Below are 17466 nucleotides of genomic sequence, written 5' to 3'. Positions count from 1 at the left end.
ATCAAGTATTGATCATTTGATCATCACTTGATCATGCTTCAGCGGGTGCGCTGCACCCGCTGCTCGTCCCAGACCGGCTCCGCCGATTCGTACACCTTCCCGTCAGAACCGAAGACGAGGAACCGGTCGAAGGTGCGGGCGAACCAGCGGTCGTGCGTCACGGCAAGGACCGTTCCCTCGAAGTGGTCAATGGCCCGTTCCAGCGCCTCCGCCGAATGCAGGTCCAGGTTGTCCGTCGGCTCGTCCAGCAGGAGCAGGGTGGCGCCGCTGAGCTGGAGCAGAAGGATCTGGAACCGTGCCTGCTGGCCGCCGGAGAGGGACTCGTACTTTTGTTCCGACTGCCCGGCAAGGCCGTAGCTGTCCAGGGCACCGGCGGCGGCCTCCCGGCCCAGTCCGGACCGGTGCTCATCGCCGCGGTGCAGGATTTCCAGCAGTGTCTTTCCCAGCAGGTCGGGGCGGACGTGCGTTTGGGCAAAGAAGCCAGGGCGGATCCGGGCACCGAGTTTGACCGTTCCCTCGTGCGGTACCTCCGCGATGTCCACATCCGATACGGGCAGGTGTTCGCGTTCCGGGTCGGTGCCGCCGGTGGCGAGCAGCCGCAGGAAGTGGGACTTGCCGGACCCGTTGGAGCCGAGCACGCCCACGCGGTCACCGAACCATACCTCGGTGGAAAACGGCTTCATCAGGCCGGTCAGCTCAAGCCGCTCGGCCACGATGGCGCGCTTTGCGGTGCGCCCGCCCTTGAGCCGCATCTGCACGTTCTGTTCGATGGGCAACGCCTCGGGTGGCCCTGCCTCGAGGAATTTGGCCAGCCGGGTCTGTGCGGCGTGGTAGCGGTTGGCCATGTCCGAGCGGAACGCGGCCTTGTTCTTGTACATGTTGACGAGTTCCTTGAGCTTGATGTGCTCCTCGTCCCAGCGCTTGCGCAGCTCCTCAAAGCGCGCGTTCCGGTCCGCCCGCGCTTCCACGTAGGAGCCGAAACCGCCGCCGTGGATCCAGGCCGCGGCACCGTTGATCCCAGGCTCCAGGGTGACGATGCGGCCGGCAGCGTTGTTCAGCAGTTCCCGGTCGTGGCTGATGAAGAAGACTGTCTTCTTCGACTCATTCAGCTTCTCCTCGAGCCAGCGCTTGCCCGGCACGTCCAGGTAGTTGTCCGGCTCGTCCAAGAGCAGCAGGTCATCCGGGCCGGCAAACAGCGCCTCCAGCACCAGGCGCTTTTGCTCCCCGCCCGAAAGGCTCGACGCCGGCCGGTGCTGTGCGCGGTCGTAGGGGAGTCCCAGCGCGGCCATGCAGACCTCGTCCCACACGGTTTCCACGTCGTACCCACCGGCGTCCCCCCAGTCCACGATGGCCTGGGCGTACCGCATCTGGGTGGGTTCGTCGTCGTGCTCCATCATGGCCAGCTCGGCCTCGGCAACCTCGCGTGCGGCGGCGGCCAGCGCCGGGGGAGCGGCGGAAACCAGGAGGTCCCGGACACTGGAATCATCCCGGACCTGCCCAACGAACTGGCGCATGATGCCCATGGTGCCCGAACGCCCAACAACCCCCTCGTCCGGGACCAGGTCCCCTGCGATGATGCGGAACAGGGTGGTCTTGCCAGTCCCGTTGGGCCCGATCAGGGCGGTCTTGGTGCCGTCTGGAACCTTGAAGGTCACGCCATTCAGGAGCTGGGTGCCGTCGGAGAGGAAGTAGTCGATGCCGGAAACGTCAATATGGGCCACGCCGTCAATCCTCCCATGCCCGTGCCTAGCCGGCGGCGGTGAGGAACTGCTTCAGGAGCGGTCCGGAAGTGGTGGCACCGAGGCCACCGTCCTCCACGAAGACGGCAACCGCCAGGTCGCCGTGCACGGCCACGATCCAGGCGTGCGTCTTGGGCGGATTCTCGGTGCCAAACTCGGCGGTTCCGGTCTTGGCGCCCACGGGTGCCCCGGGGACGCTGGACAGGAAGCCTGCGTGTCCGGAAGTGACCACGGCCCGCATCATGTCCGACAGCGACGCCGCCTCGGCCGCCGTGATGGGCTTGTTCGACGCCGTTGAGGGAGCTTCCGCGGTGGCGGTGGCCGACGGTTCAGCCGCCGGAGCGGTGGAGCCGGCCGTCGTGCCGGCGGCGGGAGCACCGGCGTCGGGATTCAGGACCAGCTGCGCCGAAACGGGCGACCCCTTGGCCACGGACCCTGCCATGATCGCTGCGGCCAACGGCGAGAGCAGCACCTTGCCCTGGCCGATCATGGAAGCTGCGTGTTCAGTGCCTTGGGCCTCGCCCGGGACGGAACCAAGGAAGGCTTCGGCGCCAAGTTTCGGCGCCTCCACCGCCACGCCCATGGAGGTGGCAGCAGCTTCAAGCTGGCCCTGCGAAACGGCGTCCCGCTGTGAAATAAAGGCGGTGTTGCAGGAGTGGGCAAACGCGTCCCGCAGCGTTACGGCCCCCAACGAGCTCTCGGGGTAGCCTTCGGAGTTCTTAAAAGTGCGCCCGTCCACTGTGAGTGTAGGGGTGCACTGGACGGTGGAGTCCGGCGTCATGCCGTTGCGGAACAGCGCAAGGGAATCGACCATCTTAAAGATGGACCCCGGGGCGTACTGTCCCAGCATTGCGGTGTTGTAGCCGTTGCTGCCCGGCCCTGATGCGGCCGCCAGCACGGCTCCGCTCGAGGGGCGGAGGGCAACGATGGCGGATGCCGGCCCCACGGCCTCCAACGTGCTCTCCGCCAGGGTCTGCAGCCGGGGGTCAATGGTGGTCTTCAGCGGGGTTCCGGGCTTCGGTTCCACCTGGAAGAGGACGCGGCGCGGGTCGGTTCCCGAGGACTGGATCTGTTCGCGGGTCAGGTCCGCCCGCTGCGCACGGATGACGACGGCGTCGGATCCGCGGAGCTGTTTGTCGTACTGCTGCTGCAGGCCGCCAATGCCCGTCACATCGCCGGCTGCCAGGACACCCTTTGATGCGTCGATCTGCTCGGCTGTGGCTTCGCCCACCGAGCCGAGCACGGCCCGGGCGAACGTCCTGCTCGGCGCCAGCGGGATGGATGCCGGGATCCCGCGGGCTCCCGGAATGGCCTGGATCTGCTGGTCCGTAATGGTCCGGCCCTCGTCACGCAAAGTGATCGCGGAGACGAAAGCCTGGGCACCGGCTGCCTTGACCTGCTGAACGTAGGCGGCCGGGTCCACGCCCACCAGGGCAGCCAGCTTGCCTGCGGAATCGGCGGGGTCGGCTCCGCCCAGCTGGGGCTTGTCGATGCCCACGTTCACGACCGGACGGTAGGTCACCAGCGGGACGTCTCCGGCGCCGAGGATGTCGGCGCGCTGGGGTGACTGGGATCCCTTGGTGATGATCTCACTGTCCGCGAGCCCGGGCGCCAGTATGGCCGGATCCCAGACGGTGAGCCATTTGTCACCCGACTTCCTGAAGTTCGCCGCGATGGTGTACTTCCACTCAGCGTCGCCGAACTTCCAGGTGTAGTTCAAGGGGGCCGAGGCCTTGTCCCCGTCCAGCGTGAGGCTGCCCGACTGGACCTGGGGCTTTTGCGGATCAAGGCCCGCGAAGACCTGGTGCAGCTGGTCATTGGCCGCGGCGGAGTCCTTGCCCTCAAACGCCACGGAGCCTACGTCCAGTGCGGAGACGGCGCCTGCCAACTGCTGTGCGGCGGCTTCCGCCCCTGACTTTCCGTCATCACAGGCCACCAGCGAGGTTCCGAGAATGAGCGCAGCTATGGCAAGCGAAAGTTTTGTTGATTTCCCCATGGCGCCATTATCCCCCGGACCACCGACATGACAGGACAGTCCGTCATAAGCCCCCCGGCCCGCGAAACCTAGGAGAGGCCCAGGTCCGGGACCGGGAGCTTGAAGACGTCCTTCAGGGCGTACCTTGCAGCGTGCAGTCCAGGCATGCCCGTCACTCCGGGGCCAGGCGGTGTGGATGAGGAACATAGGTATACGCCCAGCAGCGGAGTCCGCCAGGGCACGGGGGACACGACCGGCTTCTGAATAAGGCCCCGGACGTCCATGATGCCGGCGCTGAAATCGCCCCCGATGTAGTTGCGGTTGTACTGCGCCAACTCCGCGGCCGTGACGGCGTGCGATTCCACCACCAGGTCGCGGAAACCGGGCGCGAACCGCTCCAGCTGCCCCATGACCTCGCGGGTCATGTCCTTTGTCGAGCCCGCGGGAACATGGCAGTAGGTCCAGAGTGTATGCCGGCCTTCGGGTGCCCGGCTGGAGTCGTAGCGCGAAGGCTGGGCAACAAGCACGTAGGGCCGTTCGGGGTGCCGGCCGGCGCTCACCTCATTTTCCGAGCGTGCCAGCTCTGCGCGCGTGCCGCCCACGTGGACGGTGCCGGCGTCGGAAAGTCCCTGGGCCTGCCACGGCACTGGACCGGACAGGATGAAGTCCACCTTGCATGAGCCGTTGCCGTAGCGGAAGCGCTCCAATGCGCGCCGGTAGTGGCCGGGAAGGGATTCCCCTGCCATGTCCAGCAGGCCCCGGGGCGCCACATCCAGCAGTGTGGCGCGGGTGGCCGGCAGCTCCTCCAGCCGGTCTACCGGGGTTCCCGTGTGGATGACCCCGCCGTGGGCGCGAATGTCGTCCGCGAGGGCTGCCGCGATCGTGGCGGAGCCGCCGCGGGGGATGGGCCAGCCGGCGGCATGCCCCAGGGCACCGAGCATGAGCCCTGCCCCGGACGCTGCCAGAGAGGGCAAATGGGAAATGGCGTGGGCGGCCACTCCGCTGAGGAGGGCGGGCGCAAGCTCTTCGCGGAACCGGAGGTTCCACAGCCCGGTCCCCTGTTCAAGGGTGCGCAGCCCGTACACAGCCGCTGCCAGCGGATTACGGGGGATCCGCAGGAGCTGGTTCTGCGTGAAGTCCATGACGCCGTTGATGTGCCGCACCAGCGGTTCCATCAACCGCCGGTAGGCCGGCCCGTCCTGGCCCAGTTCCGCGGCCGTCCTGTCCAGCGACGTGAAGGCAAGTGCCGCGCGGCCGCCGTCCAGCGGGGAACCGAAGGACACCTCCGGAGTCACCAGGTCCACCCGCCGGGGGAGCTCGAAGGCCCGGAAAAAGGGGGACGCCAGGGCCATGGGGTGGACTGCGGAGCACACGTCGTGGAAGTGGCCGGGCTGCATCAATTCAGTGGTGCGTGTTCCGCCGCCGATGGTTGCTGCAGCCTCGAAGACCTCCACTGAGAGCCCGGCCCGTGCCATCACCGCGGCGGCCGCAAGTCCGTTGGGCCCGGAACCTACTACCGCCACGTCAGGCATGGGACCTGGCTTTCGGGATGGGGGACACGGCGGGCCGCAATGGCTTCAGCCGGACCCGGTCCGGAGCATCTGAAAAGGGTCCCCCGTGCGGGTCGTCAAGATGGTGCCGGCGGATGGGGTCATAGGTGGGGTCGTAGATGTCGTGGACGACGCGGGCCATGAGATAGGCCACCGCGGCCATGTGGGCGGCCACGGCCAGGACGTAGTAGGGCATGTCCAGATTGTGCTGGGAGGAACCTGCGCTGGTCACTTGTCCAAGGTACATCCAGATCGCGGCCCAATGCAGGGCTTCGACGCCTTGCCAGATGAGGAAGTCCCGCCAGCGGGGCCTGGCCAGGGCCAGCAGCGGGATCAGCCACACCACGTACTGCGGCGAGTAGACCTTGCTGGTGAGGAGGAAGGCCGCAACCACCAGGAAGGCGAGCTGCGCCAGCCGGGGCCGGCGGGGAGCGGTGAGGGCGACGGCGGCGATGCCGGCACAGACCGCCAGAAACAAGCCACCGGACAACCAGCTGACGGCGTCGGCGCCCAGCCCGGACCAGCCCAGTCTGCCGGCCACCAGGTTGTAGGCGAACCAGGCTGAGCTGTAGCCGGCGCCGCGGTCGGCGCTGTACTGGAAAAAGAAGGCCCACCCCGTGGGGTTGGCGGCGGCAAAGGGCAAATTGACCAGCACAAAGGCGGCGGCCGCGCTGCCCCCGGTCACCAGCAGGGGGCGCCACCGTCCCGTGCGCACGGCAAGCAGCAGGATGGCCCCCAGCACCAGTACGGGATACAGCTTGGTTGCGGTTGCCAGGCCGATCAGTACTCCGGCGGCAACCAGCCGCTTGCGGGCGAAAAGGTACATGCCCACGGCCAGCAGGCACGCAGCCCACAGGTCCCAGTTGATGCTTCCGGCGAGCACGATCCCCGGGGCAACCGCCACCATGGCGGCATCCCAGGGACGCCGGCCGGGCATGCGCGCAGTCACCAGCACAGCCACCATCGCAACCGCTGCCAGCAGCATGGTGTTGATGTCGAAGTAGGCAAGGGCCCGGGCATTCGCATCTCCACCGGGCACCAGCCAGGCGGTCACCCCTGCAATCAAAGCGATGAGGACCGGGTACTCGAACTGGCTGCCGCTGCCAAGGATGGGAAAGATTCCCGATGCCAGGCCGCGGTTGCGGAACAACTCGGGGAAGTCCGAATAGCAGGTGGCGTAGAACTGCGTGGGCGTCTCCCAGCCGTTGACCCGGCAATATCCCTTCAGGAGGATGCCCACGAGTGCTGCCAGTGCAGTGAGCAGGATCAACACGCGCTCCACCGTGAAGATGCCGGGGGAGACCACGCCGGGATCCGTCCTGGCCCCCAAGGGGCCCCCAACCAGTTCGGTGAAATTCCGCAGCAGGGTATCGCTGCGGCTGGGCACCACGATTCGGGGCCGTCGTCCACCTTCCGGCGGCTGGGTCTCGTGCATGGCATCGAGCTTACAGCCGGCCCCGTCCTGCAGGATTGGTCTCCCGCAGGATCGGGACCGGCAGTCAGCGCAGGCCGCCCAGCTGTTGGTGCATCAGCACGAACACATCGTTCCGGTGCTGTTCCAACAGCCCGGTGTTGAAGGAACTGCGGCGCTGCAGTGGGCGGGACAGGAGTCCGATGATCTTTTGTATCAAGGGAGCCACCTCCTTCCTCAGTATTCAGGCATGGAAAAGTGCATGCGTGATTAGCCCTGGATCAAGGCGCAGGAAATGCGCAAATTAGGGCACGTGAATTCCACAAAAGGGAACTGGCTGAGTTGCGCGGAAAAGCGCAATTTACGGATTAGCGATTGCTGCTAAACGCGGGACTCCAGCGCCGGCCGGCAGAGCGGGACACGGATTCTCCGAATGAAAGCAGGCAGGAGAACCCGGGAAAGCTATGCCGCCGGCCGTACCCGGCAGTGAAGCGGGCAGCCAGGCGTGGATGGTGGCCAGGCGCCAGCGCAAGTGCCGCGGTCAATGCCAGCCGTCAATGCCGGCGGTCAACGCAGGGACAGCCCCGGCACTGGACCAAAGGGGCCGGCTCCGGGAGACTCGTGCCGCTTAGCCGCGCAGCCAGCCGGAAAAGGCGCCCGCGGGGCGGGAACGGTCATGGACCGAAGCAACGCGCGCGTCATCAGCAAAGGCCGGGAACGCATTGATGGGAGTATTCCATTCGCCAGTCAAAGTCATCATTTTCCCAACCTCCTTTTCTGCTGTCCGCTGCGTGGATTGCGATGCGGTCTTCGACCCCGGCATATCGCCCTGGGGTCAGGAATAAAGTTACAGCAGCAAACTGCAGAAAACCAGCAATTCGCGGGAAAAAGATAGAACTTTCCTTTAAAGCAGTTTTACAGGCCCCAACGGACAATAGCGGGCGTCTTTTTATCCCACCCGAGAGTGCAGACCTTGGCCGTGCCCAGGACGAAGTGCCGGCCCTCCACAGCGGGCAGCTCCAGCCAGCGGGCAGTGAGGATCCTGGAAAAGTGCCCGTGTGCCACGATCAGCACGTTGTCCATCCCTGATTCCAGGATCCGGCCGATGATCTTGTCAGCCCTTGCCGCCACCTCGTCGAGGGTTTCGCCATTCGGAACACCGTGGGTCCAAATCAGGTAGTCAGGGTTGTCCTTGCGGATCAGGTCCGAGCTGATGCCCTCGTAATCCCCGTAGTTCCATTCCACCGCGAGCGGTTCATGCCGGGCGTCGGGGAAGCCGGCGAGCTCGGCAGTGCGCCGCGCCCGCCGCAGCGGCGAGGTGAGCACCAGGTCGAAGTCGACGCCGTCCAGCACCTTGCGGGCCTCCACGGCCTGCTGCTCGCCCTCCACGGTCAGCGGGAGGTCCGTGAGGCCGGTGTACTGCCCGCTCTTGGACCATTCGGTTTCACCGTGGCGGAGAATCCAGAGCTGGGGACGCGGGGCAAAGGCAGGATTGGTCACTTGGACTCCTCAACAGGGGAAGGTTCGACGACGGCAGCAGGGGCTTCGGGGGCAGATCCGGCGGGTGCTGATTCAGGCTGTTCGGCCCACCAGCGGAGCAGTCGCTCCTCCGCTTCCGTGGTGGGCAACGGCCCGTGCTCCATCCGTTCATTCAGGAGGAACTTATAGGCACGGCCCACGACGGGCCCTGGTTTAAGGCCCAGCAGGGCCATGATGCTGGATCCGTCCAGGTCCGGGCGCACTGCGTCCAGGGATTCCTGTTCACGCAGTTCGGCGATGCGTTTTTCCAGATCGTCATAGGCGAAGGCCAGGCGTTCGGCCTTGCGTTGGTTCCGGGTGGTGACGTCGGAGCGGGTGAGCCTGTGCAGCCGCTCCAGCAGGGGACCGGCGTCGGTGACGTACCGGCGGACGGCCGAATCGCTCCAGCCGGCGTCCCCGTAACCGTAGAAGCGCATGTGGAGCTCCACCAGGCGTGCCACGGCCTTGGTGGTGTCATTGTCGAACCGCAGGGCCTTCATGCGCTTGGCGGTCAGTTTGGCACCCACCATGTCGTGGTGGCGGAAGCTCACCGCGCCGCCCGGTTCGAAGCGGCGCGTAGCAGGCTTTCCGACGTCGTGCATCAAGGCGGCGAAGCGGAGCACGAAGTCCGGCCCGGGCACGGGGCCTTCCGCGTCCGTTTCCAGTTCGGCTGCCTGCTCAAGGACCTGCAGGGAGTGCTGGTAGACGTCCTTGTGCCGGTGGTGCTCGTCTGATTCGAGGCGGAGGGCGGACACCTCGGGCAGCACATGCTCGGCCAATCCTGTCTCCACCAGGAGATCGATGCCCGTCCGCGGCCGGGCCCCGCACACCAGCTTGACCAGTTCGTCCCGCACCCGTTCCGCGGAAATGATCCTGATCCGGTCCGCCATGCCGGTCATGGCATCGCGGACGTCGTCGCGGACCGAAACCCCCAGCTGCGCGGCAAAGCGGGCTGCGCGCATCATCCGCAGCGGGTCATCCGAGAAGGATGCCTCCGGTGCGCCCGGTGTGGCCAGCACGGAGGCGTGGAGATCCCGCACGCCTCCGAACGGGTCCACCAGCTCCATGGAGGGCAGCCGAAGCGCCATGGCGTTGATGGTGAAATCCCGGCGCAGCAGGTCATCGGTCAGTGAAGTGCCGAACGCCACCACGGGCTTGCGGGAGTCGGGGTCATAGGCCTCGGCCCGGTAGGTGGTGATCTCGATCTGGAAGCCGGCCTTGCGCATGCCGATCGTTCCGAAGGCGCGGCCGATTTCCCAAAAGTTGTCTGCCCACTTCTTGATCAGTGCCACGGTCTGGTCCGGGGTGGCGTCAGTGGTGAAGTCGAGGTCGGGGGAGGTCCTGCCGAGGAAGAGGTCGCGCACCGGTCCGCCCACCAGGGACAACTCGTGGCCGGCGTCCACGAAGCGCTGCCCGAGCTCCAGGACCACCGGGTCCACCTTGAAGTCGACAGTGTGGGAATCAATCTTGTGATGTGCGTGCGACATAGTTCCTTAAGCTTGGCAGAAACCAGCGGCGCGGCAGTCCAAAAATGCGTCACGATCCGCGCTGATTGGCCTTGCCCGCCGGAAAGTACGTCATATCCCGTCCATGTTGGTGTCATGTTCCGGTCATCACAGCAGGGCAACAGTCGTTAGAGTGGACTCCATGGCCCATCCAGTACCGAGCGCTCCAGGCAGGAGGACAAACGCACCATTGCCGTCGGCAATCGGTGCGCACGTTGCCCCTGCCCAGCAATCGGCACCGGCCTCGCTTCCCACGGTTGAGGAGGTCTCCGCCGGCGGCGTTGTGGTGGACACGTCCGACGCCGGGTTGCGGGTTGCGATCATTGCCCGCCTTAATCGGGGCGGACGGCTCGAGTGGTGCCTGCCCAAGGGCCACCCTGAGGGCAAGGAAAACAACGAAGAGGCCGCGGTCCGCGAAATTGCCGAAGAAACCGGTATCGAGGGCACCATCCTGGCACCGCTTGGCAGCATCGATTACTGGTTCACCGTCAGCGGACACCGCGTCCACAAGACTGTTCACCACTACCTCCTGCGCGCCACCGGCGGCGAGCTCACCATCGAGAACGATCCCGACCAGGAAGCCGTGGACGTTGCCTGGGTGCCCATCCAGGAGCTGGCCCGGAAGCTGTCCTTCCCCAACGAACGCCGTATCGCCGACCTCGCCCGCGAGGTCCTGCCCGGACACCTCTAAGCCCGGCCGCCGCCGTCGTCGTTGCGGTGTTAAGCGCTGCCGGGTGAGACGATGAAGTCGATGTCAGCTACCAACTTTCCTTCCGACCGGTCCGGCCGGCCCGACGATGCCGCACCCGACGGTGTGCCCCCGGAGCCGGCGGCCCCGGACGTCGCACAGCCCGCGGCCTCGGGCGTCAGCGAAACCCGTTCCAGTGCCATCATGGCCGCCGGAACGCTGGTGTCGCGCTTCCTGGGCTTTGGTAAAACCTGGATGCTCGGCACCGCGCTGGGCCTGGGCTCCACGGTCAACGACACGTTCATCAATGCCAACAACCTGCCCAACCTGATCTTCCTGCTGGTGGCCGGCGGCGTGTTCAATGCCGTGCTGGTTCCACAGATCATCAAGGCCAGTAAGGCTCCGGACAGGGGAGCGGACTACATCAGCCGGCTGCTGACGCTGGCTGTCCTGCTCCTGTTTGGCCTGACCGCGCTGGTCACGCTGGCGGCTCCGGGAGTTATCGAGCTGACCACGCAGGGCTACTCACCGCAGCAGAAGGCCCTGGCCGTCACCTTCGCGTTCTGGTGCCTGCCGCAGATCTTCTTCTACGGCCTCTACGCCCTGCTCACCCAGGTCCTCAATGCCAACGGCGCGTTTGGCCCTGCCATGTGGGCGCCCATCCTGAACAACGTCGTGGCCATCGCCGGCCTGGGCATGTTCATCTGGATCTTCGGCACCAACGAAATGAACTCCCACACCCTGGACAACTGGGGTTCCACCCAGACACTCCTGGTGGCCGGGTTCTCCACCATCGGCGTGTTGTCCCAGACCGCCATCCTGCTGGTGCCGGTGTTCCGGCTGAAGCTCGGCCTCCGTCCCCGGTTCGGGTGGCGGGGCGTGGGACTGGGCCACGCTGCCCGGCTGAGCATCTGGACGCTGCTGACGGCCGCCGTCGGACAGCTGGCTTTCCTGTACGTCATGCGCATCGCCACGATTCCCGGTGCGGAACGCCTCCGGTTGAAGGAGGCGGGGGACCCTTCCGCCGCCATTCTTCCCGGCAACGCGGTCCTGGAGGTGGCCAGCCAGCTGTACCTGCTGCCGCACTCGATCATTGCCCTGTCCCTGGCCACGGTGCTTTTCAACCGGATGACCCGGGCGTCGCAGGAGGGCAACCGTGCCGAACTGCGCGACGCCCTCTCGCACGGGCTCAGGACCATGGCGGTTGCCACCGTCTTCGGCGCCCTGGCGCTGTTTGCCCTGGCCGGTCCGCTGGGCATGTTCTTCTCCGGCGGCTCGCGCCAGGACGGTGTCATGCTGGCGCAGACCCTGACCATCCTGGCCCTCAGCACCCCGTTCATGAGCGCCAACTTCATGATGTCCCGCGTCTTCTACGCCAACGAGGACGCCCGCACCCCGTTCTACGTGCAGCTGCTCCTGGCCGTGGTCTATGTCGCCGGTGCCTTCGCCATCCAGTTCCTGCCGGTCGGCCAGATCATCTACGCCATCGCCGTCCTGTACATGGTGGGCAACATCCTCTCGGTGGTCATCAGCGCGTTCTTCCTGCGCCGCATGCTGGGACACCTGGACGGTGCACGGATCGCCAATTCCTACATCCGCATGGGCTACGCCGCCCTGGGTTCGGCGATTGCGGGTGCCGGCGCCCTGTGGCTGATGGGCAGCTACACCCCGGAGGGCTTCGCCTGGCAGAACCGGCTCACCGCGCTGGTGACCGTCGTCGTCGTGGGTCCGGTCATGCTGGTGGTCTACTTCGTCCTGCTCAGGCTCTTCCGGGTCTCCGAGCTCAGCGACATGCTGCGGCCCCTGCTGGGCAGGTTCGGCCGCGGCGGCCGCACCCCGGCTCCGGACGCCGGGGACACGCCGTCGTCCCCTGCTGCCGACGGATCCTCCCCTGACCGCGGGAACCATCCCGAGCGGGCCACCACGTCCGTTGACACCGGCCTCATCCCCCGGATCTCGGGGGAATTCGACGCCGTTTCCTTCCGCGCCGGCCCGGATCCGCGGCGCGGCTCCCACCGGGTGGAAAAGTACGACGGCGGCGCCCGGCAAGGTGCTGAAGGCGACTACCTGCCGGCCGAAGACCAGCCCAGTACAGCGCGCAGGGGCCCGCTGAACGAGGAAATTCCGCTTCCTGGCCGGCGGACCTATCAGGGGAAGGCTGGGGAGAACCCCTATTTCAAGAGCGGCCGGCCGCGGAAAAAGTAATCCGCCCGGCTTCCGGTGCCCGTCTTCTCCACGGCCGTACGGACCGGATCCGCTAGGATCGAACAGGTACAGGGGTAGTTGCATTCAGGTTGGCCCATGCGCCGGGCCTGAACGGCGGTTGCGTCATTGAGCCGGCAATCCCGGACAGTCTAGGAGGAACACGTGTCCAACCCGATCGATGTCGGATCAGTACTGGGCGGCCGCTATAAGGTCACCGCCACAGTGTTGGCCTCGCATGACCACGATCTGGTGCTGGACGGGGTGGACCAGGTCCTCAACCGCCCGGTCAGCATCCTGGTCGCCGGACCGGAAAACACGGAGCAGGTGGCGCAGAGCGCCCGCGAAGTGGCCACCGGTGAGCGTCCGGGCACCATGCAGGTCCTGGACCTCGGTGTCACCGAGGACGCCACCTACCTCATCACCAACCACACGGCCGCCGCCGACCTGCTGGATCTGGTCGTGGCCCCCAACCCGCCCTACGTTGAACCGTTCTTCACCGATACCCTGGGCAGCGAGATCTTCGGCCAGCCCCGCTCTCACGAGCCCGAGCCATACGACGAGGAAGACCACGTCGAGGCTGGCTACATCAACTACGCCGATTCGCACCCCACCCAGGTTGATCCCTACCGGTCAGCGCCGGCTGTACCGCCCAAGCCTCCCGCACGGCCAGCCCAGCGACCCGCCTCCACCGCCCTCAACGGCGCAGCCGCAGCGGGGGCTGCCGGTGCTGCTGCAGCCCCCGGAGCCGGAGCTTCCCGGGCCGGGGCTTCTGCCGCTGGTAATGGTACCGGCAGTACGGCCGGCGCCTCCCGGATCGATCCCGACGCCACCGCCGCCCAGCCTCTCGCCGATAGCCGTCCCTCGGGCGCCGGACGGACAAATTCGGCGGAGGCCGACACCGGCCCGAACGACGCCGCAGCTGCTGCCGCAGCCACCCAGGCACAGCCCTCCGTTGACCAGGGAACACCAAAGGTTTCCTTGTGGTCCGACGACGACTACGCAGAGTCCGAACAGCACGACCAGTACGACGACACGGATGACGCCCCAGCGGACTTCACCCCGCTGAAGGGCAAGTCCGCCCTCTTTGCCCGGACGGCTGCTCCCGCCGCTGCCGGTGTCTCCTTCGCCGACCGCGACGACTACGACGATAATGACGACCAGTCCCGGAACCAGCCCCGCTCCATGCGATGGCTGGTAGGCGGACTCCTCGCCGTCGTGCTGATCGCGGGCCTCATCTTCGCCGTGACCAACCTGGGGAGCCTCTTCACGTCAGAACCGCAGGCAAAGTCCTCTGCCCCGGCCAGCACCGCTGCGCCCCAACCGTCAGCGTCAGCAAGCCAGCCGGCACCTTCGGCTCCGCCCGCTGTTCCGCCGGCCATCGAGAGTGTCAGCCGGCAGGGGAACTTCGACTTCGCAGCCACCTTCGACGGTGACCTGGTGAAGGCGTACGACGGCAACGCTGCCAGCTACTGGTCTGACATGGAATTCGCCTCGGAGAACTGGGGCGGTTTGGCACCGCAGGGTGTTCCCCTCGTCGTGAAGCTGAAAGGCAAGGCAACCATTTCCTCCGTCACGCTCTCCCAGCTTGGAGGATCTGGCGGCAACATCACTGTCTACACCAATGACCGTCCGTCGCTGGACGGCGCCAAGACGGTGGGAACCAACAGCTTCACGTCCACGGACCTGAACGTGCCCCTCGCTGAACCGGTTCAGGCCCAGTACGTGATTGTCTCCATCAATTCGCTGCCCAAGCTGGCGGCACCGAAGACCCGGTACGGTTACGGGCTCCGGCTCGCCGAGATCAAGGTCCAGTAAGCCGCCTTTCCAGCCGTCTGTGTTACCTCCGCGGTCAATGCCGCCGTGGCCGGAATGTACTCTGGGAAAGGCGTCCGCGGCGGCTGGACCTCTGTCCTGCCTGCAGGTCCACCCTGTCCGGGCGCTGGAATATTCAGCACGCGGACACAGTTGTGCCATGTGGCCGGCCTCCACAGGGAGGCGAGTCGAACAAGGAAGAGGTTCACGGTCCAGTGACCATCGAAGAGAAGACGGCGTCCGAAGTACGTGACGTGATCATTGTGGGCTCAGGCCCCGCGGGTTATACGGCGGCCGTCTACACCGCCAGGGCTAACCTCAATCCTTTGCTCTTGGCAGGATCCGTCACCGCCGGCGGTGAACTCATGAACACCACCGACGTGGAGAACTACCCCGGCTTCCCGGACGGAATCATGGGGCCGGACCTGATGGAGAACTTCGAGAAGCAGGCCGCACGCTTCGGGACGGAAATCCAGTTCGAGGATGTCACCGCGCTGGATCTTCAGGGCCCGGTCAAAACCGTCACCATCGGCACGGGGGAGAGCTTCAGGGCCAAGGCCATCATCCTCTCTACCGGTTCCGCCTACCGGGAACTCGGTTTGCCCAATGAGAAGCGGCTGTCAGGCCACGGCGTCAGCTGGTGTGCAACCTGTGACGGTTTCTTCTTCAAGGACCAGGACATCGCCGTCATTGGTGGTGGAGACTCCGCCATGGAAGAGGCGCTGTTCCTGACGAAGTTCGCCAAGTCAGTGACAGTAGTCCACCGACGCGATTCGCTTAAGGCTTCGAAGATCATGGCCGACCGGGCACTCGGCCACGAGAAGATCAATTTTGTGTGGAACAGCGCGGTGGACGATGTACTGGGCGAGGACAAGGTCACTGGTCTCCGCATCAAGAACCTGCTGGACGGTTCGGTATCTGACCTGGCCGTGACGGGCGTCTTTGTCGCCATCGGCAACGATCCCCGCACCGACCTGGTCAAGGACGTCCTGGAGCTCACACCCGAAGGAACCATAGCCGTTGAGGGGAGAAGCTCACGGACAAGCATTCCCGGCGTCTTCGCTGCCGGCGATGTTGTTGATCCCACCTACCGGCAGGCCATCACTGCCTCCGGCTCCGGCTGCGTCGCCGCTATCGATGTTGAACACTATCTGGCGGACCTGCCGGAATAGTCTGCCCCCCCTGTATCCGAAGAGAAAGAGATAAGGCTATGAGCAACGCCAAAGATGTAACCGATGCTAGTTTCGGTACCGATGTACTCTCGGCTGAGAAGCCCGTTATCGTTGATTTCTGGGCTGAATGGTGCGGTCCCTGCCGTAAGCTCGGACCCATCCTGGATGAGATCTCAGTCGAGTACGGCGAAAAGGTTGATGTCGTCAAGGTCAATGTTGACGATAACCCGGCAATCGCTGCTGAATACGGAATCACTTCCATTCCTGCCGTGTACCTCTTCCAGGGCGGAGAGGTGAAGAGTACCGTCATCGGTGCAAAGCCTAAGCAGTTCTTCGAGAAGGAATTCTCCGACGTCCTGTCCTGATACGCGTTTTTTCTAAAAATTCGCTGAGCTTTTAGAAGTGGCCATCGCCTCCGGGCGGTGGCCACTTCTGCGTTTAATGAAATTATTGAACCGTTTCGTGCGAATTGCCGCTGCAATGATTGCTCGGGGAGTCAGCATGCAACCAGCCCGAGATCCTGCGTGGACTCAGTATGTGTTTCACGTGAAACATAACTCCGACGAAAACCGGATCGAGAGTTCGCCCCTTGAGAGGTTTGAAACTGAAGTGCGCACTACAAGAGGTTGTCTCAGTGGAGGAGTGCGCCTGTTGGCGTGCACGGGCGTCCACTCGTCTCATTCCACAGATAACGCCAATGGGGTCGCGGACTCCTCACTGGAAATAGGAGCCCGCCAGTACGTCCAAGGATCATAAACCGCGTCTGCTGAAGCCTTTGGGGACGCGGGCTTTGCATATGTGGCCCCACCGAGGCTATCCGTGCCTCCAGAATCGCGAGTTCACGCTGGCTTATCGAGCTGCGATCAATAGCAAAGAGCGTCCGCGATATCCTGGAGTTCGCCGGGGAAGTAATACAAACGCCGATGAGACCTACCAACTGGGCGCCTATGGGCCAGGCATGTGGCAAGCGCTGTTTCACGTGAAACGCCACATCGGGAACTTCTGGGACGCGCAATCCACGTGGTCATGTTTCGTTCCTGATTCTCTGTCCAGCGGCTGAGCTCAGATGGCCTTGGGGAACGTCTATCAAATAAACAAACGTGCTGACGCCGGCTGCATCGGCACCGCATGGCCGCCTGGTTCTCGGCCTTCGCGTCCCAAATCAACCCGAGTAACCGCATACATGGACTGCCCTGCCTAGCTCACAGGGGCCTGCTCACTCCACCCTCCATTTCAAGGATCATGCTTTGCACATGCGGTGTCTACGAATGCTAGGGCTGGCAGGTGCCCGATGCGCAAAGATGCCGGGACACGCTGGTTCAGTTGAGCAGGGCACGCTGTCTCACCGAAACCCTCAGCAGTCCGTCTGCGGTAAACCACTCGGTGCCTCCACGGGCCAACAGGCGCTGGACTTCTACCACCACGTCTGGACCAGCGCCTGCCGTTACCCAGCAGTTCCCCAACGGCTCGGATCACAATGCAGGGGTGTCACGGTACACCGCAGACACAATACGCGGGCCAATCGCTCCGTGGATCTAGAAACGCTGGGAATGCCAGCTGCTGCAGGCGGAGTGCTGCAAGCCTGTGCGCCTGTATTACGCGCCGGGAGTCATCTCCGCTCTGCCGCAGCCATGGACCATCAGGAACGCGCATTTGCAGTGAACAGCTCCACCCCCTTACCTTCGCCTCGTGACCCAGCCGGGCACCACCCGTCATGTTTCACGTGAAACACTTCAGGTTTGTCACTTCCAGGGGCCAAGACTGGTTTCACGTGAAACCAGTCTTGGCCAGCGTGATGAAAGACGCGGCCTGTCCCGAGACGTCTGGGAGCTGCTACCGGTGATGGGCGTCGAAGGGACAATGGCCACAGCCTGCATTGCCATCCTCATCC

At 65.0% G+C, this 17466-nt stretch carries 13 protein-coding genes; 5 read left to right on the top strand and 8 right to left on the bottom strand.

Annotated features, from left to right (window positions below; all coding sequences use genetic code 11):
- Positions 1-38: 38 nt before the first annotated feature.
- The 8 genes from ACTJK0_RS06385 to ACTJK0_RS06350 form a co-directional block, all read right to left on the bottom strand.
- A complete protein-coding gene (locus tag ACTJK0_RS06385; protein WP_110545180.1) occupies positions 39-1721 on the bottom strand; it encodes an ATP-binding cassette domain-containing protein in 1683 nt (560 codons plus the stop codon).
- Between the two features lie 25 nt (positions 1722-1746).
- Entirely contained in the window at positions 1747-3735 is a 1989-nt protein-coding gene (locus ACTJK0_RS06380; protein WP_110545182.1) for a penicillin-binding transpeptidase domain-containing protein, read from the bottom strand.
- A gap of 68 nt (positions 3736-3803) precedes the next feature.
- Positions 3804-5246 carry a phytoene desaturase family protein gene (locus ACTJK0_RS06375; protein WP_110545184.1) on the bottom strand — a complete coding sequence of 481 codons (1443 nt, stop codon included), beginning with the start codon at positions 5244-5246 and terminating at the stop codon, positions 3804-3806.
- The gene (locus tag ACTJK0_RS06370; RefSeq protein WP_110545186.1) at positions 5239-6699 is read right to left on the bottom strand and encodes a glycosyltransferase 87 family protein; all 1461 of its coding nucleotides are present in this window, start codon (positions 6697-6699) and stop codon (positions 5239-5241) included. Before ACTJK0_RS06370 ends, ACTJK0_RS06375 begins: the two co-directional genes overlap by 8 nt.
- Positions 6700-6763: 64 nt before the next feature.
- Positions 6764-6904: a hypothetical protein gene (locus ACTJK0_RS06365; RefSeq protein ID WP_440744656.1), complete on the bottom strand. Its 141-nt coding sequence runs from the start codon at positions 6902-6904 to the stop codon at positions 6764-6766.
- Positions 6905-7303: 399 nt separating this feature from the next.
- On the bottom strand, positions 7304-7435 hold the full coding sequence (locus ACTJK0_RS06360) for a hypothetical protein (protein WP_440744655.1): 132 nt from the start codon (positions 7433-7435) through the stop codon (positions 7304-7306).
- Between the two features lie 155 nt (positions 7436-7590).
- Positions 7591-8175, bottom strand: coding sequence for a histidine phosphatase family protein (locus ACTJK0_RS06355; protein ID WP_110545188.1), 585 nt, complete (start codon positions 8173-8175; stop codon positions 7591-7593).
- The gene (locus tag ACTJK0_RS06350; RefSeq protein ID WP_110545190.1) at positions 8172-9680 is read right to left on the bottom strand and encodes a CCA tRNA nucleotidyltransferase; all 1509 of its coding nucleotides are present in this window, start codon (positions 9678-9680) and stop codon (positions 8172-8174) included. The genes ACTJK0_RS06355 and ACTJK0_RS06350 overlap by 4 nt, the downstream gene beginning before the upstream one ends.
- A gap of 208 nt (positions 9681-9888) precedes the next feature.
- Between ACTJK0_RS06350 and ACTJK0_RS06345 the strand changes: the two genes are divergently transcribed.
- The 5 genes from ACTJK0_RS06345 (at position 9889) to trxA (ending at position 15940) form a co-directional block, all read left to right on the top strand.
- Positions 9889-10389 carry an NUDIX hydrolase gene (locus ACTJK0_RS06345; RefSeq protein ID WP_043448576.1) on the top strand — a complete coding sequence of 167 codons (501 nt, stop codon included), beginning with the start codon at positions 9889-9891 and terminating at the stop codon, positions 10387-10389.
- Between the two features lie 60 nt (positions 10390-10449).
- Positions 10450-12591, top strand: coding sequence for a murein biosynthesis integral membrane protein MurJ (gene murJ, locus ACTJK0_RS06340; protein WP_110545192.1), 2142 nt, complete (start codon positions 10450-10452; stop codon positions 12589-12591).
- Between the two features lie 162 nt (positions 12592-12753).
- Positions 12754-14406, top strand: a complete 1653-nt coding sequence (locus tag ACTJK0_RS06335) for a discoidin domain-containing protein (RefSeq protein WP_440744654.1) — start codon at positions 12754-12756, stop codon at positions 14404-14406.
- 212 nt (positions 14407-14618) lie between these two features.
- On the top strand, positions 14619-15575 hold the full coding sequence (gene trxB / locus ACTJK0_RS06330; RefSeq protein ID WP_440744653.1) for a thioredoxin-disulfide reductase: 957 nt from the start codon (positions 14619-14621) through the stop codon (positions 15573-15575).
- 38 nt (positions 15576-15613) lie between these two features.
- Positions 15614-15940 carry a thioredoxin gene (gene trxA / locus ACTJK0_RS06325; protein WP_110545201.1) on the top strand — a complete coding sequence of 109 codons (327 nt, stop codon included), beginning with the start codon at positions 15614-15616 and terminating at the stop codon, positions 15938-15940.
- The last annotated feature ends 1526 nt before the right edge of the window (positions 15941-17466 follow it).

It is taken from the genome of Paenarthrobacter sp. 22069, assembly GCF_052046035.1.
GTDB lineage: Bacteria > Actinomycetota > Actinomycetes > Actinomycetales > Micrococcaceae > Arthrobacter.
Note: the sequence above shows the minus strand (reverse complement) of the source record. Positions and strands in the feature narration are given on the sequence as shown.

What these genes read in the sequence shown, in the direction of transcription:
- ACTJK0_RS06380 (WP_110545182.1), bottom strand. Translation starts at nt 3,735, where the DNA reads ATGGGGAAATCAACAAAACTTTCGCTTGCCATAGCTGCGCTCATTCTC.
- ACTJK0_RS06375 (WP_110545184.1), bottom strand. Translation starts at nt 5,246, where the DNA reads ATGCCTGACGTGGCGGTAGTAGGTTCCGGGCCCAACGGACTTGCGGCC.
- ACTJK0_RS06370 (WP_110545186.1), bottom strand. Translation starts at nt 6,699, where the DNA reads ATGCACGAGACCCAGCCGCCGGAAGGTGGACGACGGCCCCGAATCGTG.
- ACTJK0_RS06360 (WP_440744655.1), bottom strand. Translation starts at nt 7,435, where the DNA reads ATGATGACTTTGACTGGCGAATGGAATACTCCCATCAATGCGTTCCCG.
- ACTJK0_RS06350 (WP_110545190.1), bottom strand. Translation starts at nt 9,680, where the DNA reads ATGTCGCACGCACATCACAAGATTGATTCCCACACTGTCGACTTCAAG.
- murJ (WP_110545192.1), top strand. Translation starts at nt 10,450, where the DNA reads ATGTCAGCTACCAACTTTCCTTCCGACCGGTCCGGCCGGCCCGACGAT.
- trxA (WP_110545201.1), top strand. Translation starts at nt 15,614, where the DNA reads ATGAGCAACGCCAAAGATGTAACCGATGCTAGTTTCGGTACCGATGTA.